The sequence below is a fragment of the Paenibacillus sp. GYB003 genome, from assembly GCF_036577625.1.
Taxonomy (GTDB): Bacteria; Bacillota; Bacilli; order Paenibacillales; family NBRC-103111; genus Paenibacillus_AB.
This window is the reverse complement of sequence record NZ_JARBDC010000033.1, coordinates 134,209-143,770: the sequence shown is the minus strand read 5'-3', so window position 1 is coordinate 143,770 and position 9,562 is coordinate 134,209. Positions and strand designations below refer to the sequence as shown.

Below are 9,562 nucleotides of genomic sequence, written 5' to 3'. Positions count from 1 at the left end.
CTCATCCGACTGACATTGCCTCAAATTGGGTTCGTGTACCTTGGCCCGTGCATTTGCCTCCGGCTTCCTTCAGATTCTGCCTCACGACAGACACCCTTGCCCTTAGCTAACGGTAGGCGCTCGCCAGCCCCCGTTCAGGACTTACACCCTAAAGATGACGCCCATGCTGGGCGTACAATTAAAAGACTGCCGCGGAAATCCGCAGGCAGTCTTTATCGTTGGAACGGGATCCGCGATTATTCGCTTACCACGTTAACGTTCAGATTATGCTTCTTGAATACTTCCACCATCGCTTTCTTCGCTTCCTCCGCATCGGGACCGTGAACGTGCAAGTCGTATGTGCCCGAATCGAGCAGCGTCGTAAACAGGCCAAGTATGCTTTTGACGTCGATGAATTTGTTCTCGTATTGGAGAACGATGGATGATCTGAATTTGTTGGCCGTTTGCGATACTTCTACAATTGCCGCGTTGCTAGCGCTTGTCATGACACAATCCCTCCATAAATGAAGCGGCGCGAGTCCTGCTTCGAATATATTCTTATATTAGCGTGGAACATCTATTCGCGCAATGACCATTTTGCCCGAATGTGCTGCTTTGCCGCCGGACGCGCCCTACTTCAGACGCTCCGGATTGAGCCCTTCCAGCTCGGGAACGACGAAGCGTCCGTCCTTGCGGATCAGCACGTCGTCGAAGTATATTTCGCCGCCGCCGTATTCCGGCCGCTGGATCAGCACCAGGTCCCAATGGACCGCCGACCGGTTGCCGTTGTCGCATTCCTCGTACGCCTGCCCCGGAGTGAAATGCAGACTGCCGTCGATTTTTTCGTCGAACAGCGTATCTTTCATCGGATGCAAAATGTACGGGTTGAAGCCGAGGCTGAATTCGCCGATATATCTCGCGCCTTCGTCCGTATCGAGAATCGCGTTCAACCGCTTCGTATCGTTCGCCGTCGCTTCGACGATTTTGCCGTTCTCGAACCGGAACCGGATCTGTTCGAACGAGATGCCGGAATTGACGCTCGGCGTGTTGTACGACAGGACGCCGTTTACCGAGTGCTTCACCGGGCAAGTGAACACTTCGCCGTCCGGGATGTTGCGGTGTCCCGAGCATTTTTTCGCCCCGATTCCTTTGATCGAGAACGACAAATCGGTGCCCGGACCGACGATCCGCACCTTGTCCGTCCGTTTCATCAGATCGGCGAGCGGGTCCATCGCCTTGTCCATTTTCCGGTAATCGAGGTTGCAGACGTCGAAATAAAAGTTTTCGAACGCGCGCGTGCTCATGCCCGCCGATTGGGCCATCGCCGGGTTCGGGTAGCGGAGGACGACCCACTTCGTCTTCTTTACCCTCCGCTCCAGATGAATCGGCTTGTAATAGACGCTTTTGTACAAATCGTGCTTGTCGGTCGGCACGTCGGACAGCTCGCTGGCGTTATCGCCCGAACGGACCCCTATGTAACCATCCATCTGCTCCATGCGCCGCAAATCCATCTCGGCCCAATGCTCCAGCTGCTCCTTCGTGATCGATTGCAGCAGCGAGCTCAGCACGGCCCTGTCTTCGTACAGCACGTACGGATAGCCGCCCCTGGCGTACACTTCCTCTACCAGGCAGCTGACGATTTCGCGTTCCGAGCCGATCATTTCGATCAGCACCTTTTCGCCGGGCTGCACGTCGATCGAATAGCCGACCAAATTGGCCGCGAGCGTTTTCAACCGCGGATCTCTCATAACCTGGGCAATCCCCTTTCATGTCATATCGGTATCGTCGCGCCCGGCCGCCCATTTCCGCTTCACGAGGTGGCTGATCCAGAGCAGCGCCGCGAACAGCAGCAGCACGACCATCAGTCTGCCCTTATGCTCCTTGAAGCGGATCAGATCGTGTCCGATCAACGTTTCCAGCAGCACGATCGGCAGCTTGCCGATGACGGTGGCCGTAAAAAACGGACGGAAGCGGATGTTCGATACGCCCGCCCCCAAATTGATCAGCGACGACGGAATGACCGGGATGAGCCGGCCGAGCAGCGTATACATAAATCCGTGCTTCTCCAGCTTCCGGTTGAACGTTTGAACCGCCGCATATTTCGCCAGCTTCGTTTCGACGAAATCGCGGGCGACATACCGGGCGATGAAATAAGCGGACGCCGCCGCCGCGCACGACATTCCGTAATTGATCGCAAAACCGCCGTACAGGCCGAACACGTAAGCGTTCGCGCCCGCGATCAGAACGAAAGGGATGAACGGGAACCACGTCTGAAAAAAAATGGCCAGCATCCCCGCCATGACGGCGAAAATGCCGAACGAATGCAGCAAATCGGCGAGCCGCTCGACGTCGCCGTGCCGCAGCTCCTTGCCCGGCTTCGTGAACATGACAAAATATAGCGCCGCGGCGAATAGCGCCAGCGGGATGCCGTATTTCAGCCGGTAAAACCTGTTGTTCAATCGGCAGCGCCCTCCCTAGTTGCCCTGCTCCCCTCCGTTCGACCGACTGGGATTACGCCTTCCGGGCCGGATTACATGCACGCCTATTTATTGTAGCACGGAAACGCAAGTTGTAAATGGAAGACGCGCGGCCTGTCTCCCGTCGCAGGCGGGCGGGCGCGGGCCCCGGGGAGGAAGCGCGCTTGAAGCGCGCGGCGCTACCGGCCGACCGGCCGGTTGTCGTAGCTCGTAAATTTGTAATCGATCCGGTTTTTTTCCTGCTTCGGCTGGCCGTCCGCCGTATAGTTCATGTCCGTTTCGACCTGCATCCGGACCGGCAGACGCGTCGTGCGATCGATCCAGATCCGGTACACCGAACCGGCGCGAATCGATTCGCCGGCCTCCGCGATCCGATTTCGCGCCTTCTCGACGCTTTGTTCCAGCTCGGCCTTCATTCGGCCCGCTTCCCGTTCCGTAAGCCCGAACTTCGCCCGAAGGTCGGCCAGCTGCCTGTCCGCAGCGAGCAGCTCCGTTTGCCGCGCCAGCTGGTCCTTGACCGTTTTCGTCGTCTCCGCCTCGTCCGGCGTAATCGTCAGCACCGTGAGGCCCGTTTCGTCGCGGCCGCTCTCGACCCGCTTCCGCATCGTATTGAGCTGCTCCAGCTTATAGAGCGGACTCCACGGCAGCAGCAGCGCCGCGCTTCCTTCCGAGGCGGGCTCCGTCGGCGTCCAGCCGTTCTCCTTCCGGTTGAACACGACCTGGGCGCGGGCATCCTGCCCGGCTCGCATCGATTCGATGACGGCCGAGCCTCCTTCCGGCCCGCCGTCGAACGACATCGTCAGCTTGTTATGGCCGGTCACGCTGCCGCGAAACGAAGCGCCGGCCTGCATCGGATAACGGCCGACCGAAACGCCCGTCGTCCCTTCGAATTGAAAATCGTCCGTCCCGGACAGGCCGGATATCGTCTGCGCAAGCAGCGCTTCCGGATCGGCCTGCGCGCCGGTCAAAGCCGAGCACGCCGGAGCAAGGAGCAGCCCGGCGGCGAGCAGGGCCGGCACGAACGCATGACGGCGCAGCCGGAAGCGGTATCGGTACTTATGCATGCAATGTCACCTCGGGGCGATTAATGGCAGTTCACCGTTATCGTGTCCCCGGCCGAAATTGTTATGCGCCGCCGAACGCCGCGTTCGCCTCCCGGGCCCCGCATCGGAGGCGGGATCCGAAGCCGGTCCATACGTGCGTGGCGACGGCCCGTTTACCGCTCTATTCCGCTTGACAACGCCTATCGACATCTTATAGAATTAATAGTCGAGTGGAAAAAGGTGTTTGTTTGATTGGCGACGCACGATGCGACCCTCACGGTACGCGTTACCGCAGACCAGCGGCTGAAACTGTCTGGCGGGAAACGGCGGCCTCAGGCCCGTTTCATAACGTTTACCGCGTCGGAACGTCTCCCCTATTCCGCCGCCTACTCTTATGAAAACACTATCGGTGCAAAGGAGCAACTATACATGGCACGCTACACAGGCCCTAAATTCAAATTGAGCCGCCGTCTCGGCGTATCGCTCAGCGGAACCGGCAAAGAGCTGAAACGCGCGTTTCCTCCGGGACAGCACGGTCCGGGACAACGCAAAAAATTGAGCGGCTACGGCATCCAGCTGCAGGAAAAACAAAAGCTGCGCCACATGTACGGTCTCGGCGAAAAGCAATTCCGCAACCTGTTCGATAAAGCTTCGAAAATGCAAGGCATCGCCGGCGAAAACTTCATGGTGCTGCTCGAAAGCCGTCTGGACAACCTCGTATACCGTCTCGGCCTCGCCAATTCCCGCGCGGGCGCCCGTCAGCTCGTCGCTCACGGCCACGTTACGGTAAACGGCAAAAAAGTGGACATCCCTTCGTATACGGTAAGCACCGGCGACGTGATCGGCCTGCGCGAAAGAAGCCGCGGCTTGTCGTCCGTCAAAGAAGCTTTGGCCAACCGCAATTTCTTGCCGAACTACCTCGAGTTTTCCGACTCGTCGATGGAAGGCAAGTACATTCGTCTGCCGGAGCGCTCCGAGCTTCCGCAAGAAATCGACGAAAAGCAAATCGTCGAGTTTTACAGCCGTTAATCGACAACCCCCAAGCGTATCGCTTGGGGGTTTTTGTTTGTCCCGCATGGGAGCTTGCTAGCGGCATCGCCTCACACCAGTTTGATTTTGGCGAATTTCCGCTTGCCGACCTGAATGACGTCGCCGTCCGCAATCGCGATTTCCGCGTTCGGATCGGTCACTTTATTCTCGTTCAGCTTGACCGCCCCCTGCGCCACGCTCCGCCTCGCTTCGCTGCCCGACTGCTGCAGGCCGAGCCGCACAAGCAGCTGGACAAGCCGAACCGGGCCGCCGGCCGCCTCCGCCGCGGGAAGCAGCGCCTCCTCGATTTCGTCCGGAAGCGCCCTTTGCTGAAAGACGGTGACGAACCGCTGCTGCGCCGCCTCCGCCGCCTCTTCCCCGTGATACAACCGCACGAGCGTGTGCGCGAGCCGCATTTTCGCGTCCCGCGGGTGAACGGTGCCGTCCGCAAGACCCGCCTGCAGACGATCCAGCTCCTCCGGCGCCAAGTCGGTCGCCAGCTCGAAATATTTGACCATCAGCTCGTCCGGCACCGACATCGCCTTCCCGTATATATCGCTCGGACTTTCGTCGATGCCGATGTAGTTGCCGAGGCTTTTGCTCATTTTTTGCACCCCGTCGAGCCCTTCGACCAGCGGCAGGATCATTGTCGATTGCTGTCGTTTTCCATATTCCTTCTGCAGCGTCCGTCCCATCAGCACGTTAAATTTTTGATCCGTCCCGCCGAGCTCGACGTCGCTTTCCAGCTCGACCGAGTCGTAGCCCTGCATGAGCGGGTAAAAAAACTCGTGCACGCCGATCGGCTGGCCGTTCGAATACCGCTTCGCAAAATCGTCGCGCTCCAAGATGCGCGCCACCGTCACTTTGGCCGCCAGCTGCACGACGTCCGCGAAGCCGAGCCGTCCGAGCCAGGACGAGTTGTAGTAGACGGTCGTCCGTTCCGGATCGAGCAGCTTGAACAGCTGCTTCTGGTACGTCTCGCTGTTGCGCCGCACCTCCTCCTCGGACAGCTGCTTCCGCGTCTCCGACTTGCCCGTCGGGTCGCCGATCCGGCCGGTAAAATCGCCGATGATCAGCTGCACCTCGTGGCCGAGCTGCTGAAACTGGCGCAGCTTGCGCAGCACGACCGTATGGCCGACGTGCAAATCCGGCGCGGACGGGTCCATCCCCAGCTTCACTTTGAGCGGCACGCCCGTCAGCAGCGAGCGGGCGATGCCGTCCTTCAGTCCCTCCTCCGGTATGATTTCGACGGCTCCCCGCCGCAGTACGGCGAATTGGCGCTCCGCTTCCCGGCGCTGTTCCTCGCTCAGCCGATTCCAATGTTCCATGTCGTGACGACCTCCTGTACGTGATGAGTGCAAATTTTGTCGAAAAGCAAAAAAGCCTTCGCGTCCACAGAAGGGACGGGAAGGCTTTGCCCGCGGTACCACCCTAATTAAAGCGCGCCGGTCCGAATGCTATAACGGTCCCGCATCGCATCGGACCGTAAAGAAGGACTGCCGCTTTCACTCGGCAGGATAACGGGATGAACCCGGCGAAAGCTTGGCGCCGTGCGGGCGCTTCCCTTTTCGCGGCTCCGGACCGTAGTTCGGCCTGCGGGCGCATCCCGGCTCGCACCGAACGCCGGTTCTCTGAAATGCGCGATTCCGCGGCCTACTCGCTTCCCCGCTTGTCCGGCGGAAGCAGTCCATCTTCGCTTTGACCGTTTAGGATTGTTTCATCAGTTATAACACATCGTTTGGAGGAAAGTCAAACCGGGGAAGTTGTGGTATAATAAGACCGTTATGCCTAAGGAGGATCGATGAATGGCCGAGGACTTATCGAATCATCAACCCAAGCAACGAAGCGGCAAATGGAGAAAAGCGGCGCGCATCTCTCTGGTCACCCTCAAATGGCTGTTTATTTCCGGAATCGTTTTCGGCTGCTTGGCGGGGGGAGCGGCGTTCGGCTACGTGAGCGCTCTGGTGAGGGACGATCCCGTCCGTCCGCAGGACGAAATATTGGAAAAAATTAACGAAAACGCCATAACCGGGTTCGTCTATTTCGGCGACGATACGCCGATCGGCCAGCTTCGCTCGGAAGAGGACCGGCGGCCGATCACCATTCAGGAGCTGCCCGATCTCGTCAAAAACGCCGTGCTGGCCATCGAGGACCACGAGTTTTACAACCATTACGGCGTCAATTTGAAGGGCACGATGCGGGCCGTCACGCAGAAGCTGACGAACGCGGACGTGCAAACCGGCGGGAGCACCATTACGCAGCAGGTCGCCCGGCGCGTCTTCCTTACGCTGGACCGCAGCGACAACCGGAAGGCGAAAGAAATTTTATTGGCGCTCCGGCTCGAACGGCTGCTGTCCAAGGATCAAATATTGCTCGCCTACTTGAACAAAATTCCGTACGGCAACGGCTCGTCCGGCTACAACCTGTACGGCATCAAGGCGGCGGCCAAAGGCATTTTCAACATCGACGACCTGAACCAGCTGAACACGGCGCAAGCCGCCTACCTGGCCGGTTTGCCGCAGCTGCCCTCGAAATATTCGGCGTTCACGAGCCGCGGAGAACTGGACGAGAAAGCGTTCGGCTACGCGGTCGAGCGGATGAAGCTCGTGCTGAAGCGGATGCTCGAGGAAGGCGTCATCGGACAAGCGCAATACGACGAAGCTCTCGCTTTCGACATCAAAAGCTCGCTCGCCAAACCGGAGCAGAAGGCGTACAATACATACCCTTACTTGATGCTCGAGGTGGAGCGGCAGACGGCGGATATTCTCGCCCAGCTGGCGAATCCGGACTTGGACCGGAGCACGAAGCAAGGCCAGGAGGCTTACGCGGAGGCGCTGAAGCAAGCCCGCGAAGACTTGCTGCGCAAAGGCTATCATATTTATACGACGATCGACAAGCAGTTATACGACGAAATGCACGTCATCTCGGATAACAAGGACAACTTTACGCCGGACGATCCGGAAAAAGGAATGGAGCAAATCGCCGCCATCGCTCTCGACAACAAAACCGGGGCCATTCTCGGCATGATCGAGGGGCGCGATTTTTACAAGGAACAGATGAACCTGGCGACCCAAATGACGCGCCAGCCCGGCTCGACGATGAAGCCGATCGCCGCCTACATTCCCGCCATCGAGAAAGGGGCGGTCGCCCCGGCGACGATTATCGACGACGTGCCGGTCATTTTGAAGGACGGATCGAAAGGGTTCCATCTGCCCGAAAACTGGGACAACGATTTCCACGGGCTCGTCACCGCCCGACATGCGTTCAACCAGTCGTACAACATTCCGGCGATCAAGCTGTTTCTCGACGTCGTCGGCATTAACAACGCCTGGGATTTCGCCAAAAAGCTCGGCATTACGACGATCGAAAAGAGCGACTACAGCGCGCAAACCGGCGTCATCGGCGGCATGGCGAAGGGCGTGTCGGTCGAGGAAATGACGAACGCCTACAGCGCGATCCCGAACAAGGGCGTGTTCGTCGACGCATTCCTCATTCGGAAAATTACCGATTCGGACGGAAATGTCGTCTATGAGCACGAGCTGAAGCCGACGACCGTCTTTTCGGAGGAAACGTCGTATTTGATCACCGATATGATGAAGACGGTCATCAGCAGCGGCACGGCGTCGATCTTGAAAAAAGATTTCAAGTATTACAACAAGCTGCCGGTCGCCGGCAAAACGGGCTCGACGCAAAACGACGGCGACGCCTGGTTCATCGGCTTCAGTCCGGACATTACGGTCGGCGTCTGGGCCGGCTACGATCAGATGAAATATTCGCTCAAATATAAAGGCTGCGACAAAAACAGCGAGCTCGGCTGCGGCACGCAGCGGTCGCTGAAAATTTGGGCGAAGGTGATGAACGCCGTCGTCGAGAAGCGGCCCGAGCTGGTGCAGACGAAGGAATTCACGAAGCCGGCCAACATCGTCAGCATGACCGTCTCCGCGTATTCCGGCAAGCTGCCGAACGAGCAAACGGTGAGCGCGGGCAAAACGGTGACGGACATTTTCAACAAAAAGTTCATTCCGACCGAAGAAGACCAAGTGCTGATCAAACAAAAATATGTCGAATACAACGGCAAGGCGTATTTGCCGCAGAAGGGTACGCCGGCCGATATGGTGCTGGAGAAGACGGTCGTCAAGCGGGAAAAACCGATTTCCGAAATCATCAAGGAAATCCAGTCGATCCTGCCGAAGCTTCCCGCGGAAAACCGGCCGAACATTTCGCATTATTATCCGCTCGATTACGCCAACGACGCCGCCTACGAAGCCGATCCGCGATCGGACGACGGGCAGGCGCCGAATCCGCCGGGAGGCGTAACGCTGAAGCATTCGGGGGATAAAGTCGAAATCACGTTCCAGGAATCCGGAAACGACGATATCGTCGGCTACCGGCTGTACAAGGCCGCTCCGATTACCGCATCGTTCCAGCGCGTGGCCGGAAAAGTCGTCCTGTCCGGCCAGGACCGGCTGTTTACCGATATCGCCGGGGGGCAGTACGCGGCCTATTATGTAACGGCCGTCGACGTCGCAGGCAAAGAATCGAAGCCGAGCAAGGCGGTGCTGGGCGACGGCAGCACGTTCGACATCGGTTCCCCGCTCGGACCGCTCGGGGCTCAAAGCGGCCAGGGCGCGAGCGGTGGCGGCAAACCGGGAGACAATAAGCCGGGCGGCAATACCGGCAATACCGGTGGCAACACGGGCGGCAATACCGGAAGCAAAACGGCGCCGACGACGCCGAAAAACGTCGGCATCAAAGCGGCCGGAGCCGGCATCGAAATTTCGTGGACGGCCAATCCGAAAGCGGAAGCGGTCAAACAGTACGACGTCTATTTCAGCGAGAAAGCGGACGGCGATTACAAAAAGCTGAAATCGACCGATTCGAACAAGCTGAACTATTACGCGCTCGCATTGGACGGCTGGTACCGGGTCGTCGCCGTGAACGACGCCGGCCAGTCGAAGCCTTCCCCCGCCGTGCCGTATAAAAGCAAGCAGCCTTGAGCAGAAAGCGAAACAGCCTTGATCGGCATCCGATCAA

At 58.6% G+C, this 9,562-nt stretch carries 7 protein-coding genes; 2 read left to right on the top strand and 5 right to left on the bottom strand.

Features of this window, described 5'->3' with window-relative positions; all coding sequences use genetic code 11:
* Positions 1 to 236: 236 nt before the first annotated feature.
* The 4 genes from PV407_RS12330 to PV407_RS12315 form a co-directional block, all read right to left on the bottom strand.
* Positions 237 to 485: an HPr family phosphocarrier protein gene (locus PV407_RS12330; RefSeq protein ID WP_332090224.1), complete on the bottom strand. Its 249-nt coding sequence runs from the start codon at positions 483 to 485 to the stop codon at positions 237 to 239.
* Between the two features lie 126 nt (positions 486 to 611).
* On the bottom strand, positions 612 to 1,727 hold the full coding sequence (locus tag PV407_RS12325) for an aminopeptidase (RefSeq protein ID WP_332090223.1): 1,116 nt from the start codon (positions 1,725 to 1,727) through the stop codon (positions 612 to 614).
* Positions 1,728 to 1,745: 18 nt separating this feature from the next.
* On the bottom strand, positions 1,746 to 2,438 hold the full coding sequence (locus PV407_RS12320; protein ID WP_332090222.1) for a TVP38/TMEM64 family protein: 693 nt from the start codon (positions 2,436 to 2,438) through the stop codon (positions 1,746 to 1,748).
* 197 nt (positions 2,439 to 2,635) lie between these two features.
* Positions 2,636 to 3,520 (bottom strand): hypothetical protein, encoded by an 885-nt coding sequence (locus PV407_RS12315; RefSeq protein ID WP_332090221.1) that lies wholly within the window; start codon positions 3,518 to 3,520, stop codon positions 2,636 to 2,638.
* Positions 3,521 to 3,928: 408 nt separating this feature from the next.
* Between PV407_RS12315 and rpsD the strand changes: the two genes are divergently transcribed.
* Positions 3,929 to 4,528, top strand: coding sequence for a 30S ribosomal protein S4 (rpsD, locus tag PV407_RS12310; RefSeq protein WP_332090220.1), 600 nt, complete (start codon positions 3,929 to 3,931; stop codon positions 4,526 to 4,528).
* A gap of 71 nt (positions 4,529 to 4,599) precedes the next feature.
* Here the strand turns inward: rpsD and tyrS are convergent, their stop codons facing one another.
* Positions 4,600 to 5,856, bottom strand: coding sequence for a tyrosine--tRNA ligase (gene tyrS / locus PV407_RS12305; RefSeq protein WP_332090219.1), 1,257 nt, complete (start codon positions 5,854 to 5,856; stop codon positions 4,600 to 4,602).
* A gap of 477 nt (positions 5,857 to 6,333) precedes the next feature.
* Between tyrS and PV407_RS12300 the strand changes: the two genes are divergently transcribed.
* Positions 6,334 to 9,525 (top strand): transglycosylase domain-containing protein, encoded by a 3,192-nt coding sequence (locus PV407_RS12300; protein WP_332090218.1) that lies wholly within the window; start codon positions 6,334 to 6,336, stop codon positions 9,523 to 9,525.
* The last annotated feature ends 37 nt before the right edge of the window (positions 9,526 to 9,562 follow it).

What these genes read in the sequence shown, in the direction of transcription:
- PV407_RS12330 (WP_332090224.1), bottom strand. Translation starts at nt 485, where the DNA reads ATGACAAGCGCTAGCAACGCGGCAATTGTAGAAGTATCGCAAACGGCC.
- PV407_RS12325 (WP_332090223.1), bottom strand. Translation starts at nt 1,727, where the DNA reads ATGAGAGATCCGCGGTTGAAAACGCTCGCGGCCAATTTGGTCGGCTAT.
- PV407_RS12315 (WP_332090221.1), bottom strand. Translation starts at nt 3,520, where the DNA reads ATGCATAAGTACCGATACCGCTTCCGGCTGCGCCGTCATGCGTTCGTG.
- rpsD (WP_332090220.1), top strand. Translation starts at nt 3,929, where the DNA reads ATGGCACGCTACACAGGCCCTAAATTCAAATTGAGCCGCCGTCTCGGC.
- tyrS (WP_332090219.1), bottom strand. Translation starts at nt 5,856, where the DNA reads ATGGAACATTGGAATCGGCTGAGCGAGGAACAGCGCCGGGAAGCGGAG.
- PV407_RS12300 (WP_332090218.1), top strand. Translation starts at nt 6,334, where the DNA reads ATGGCCGAGGACTTATCGAATCATCAACCCAAGCAACGAAGCGGCAAA.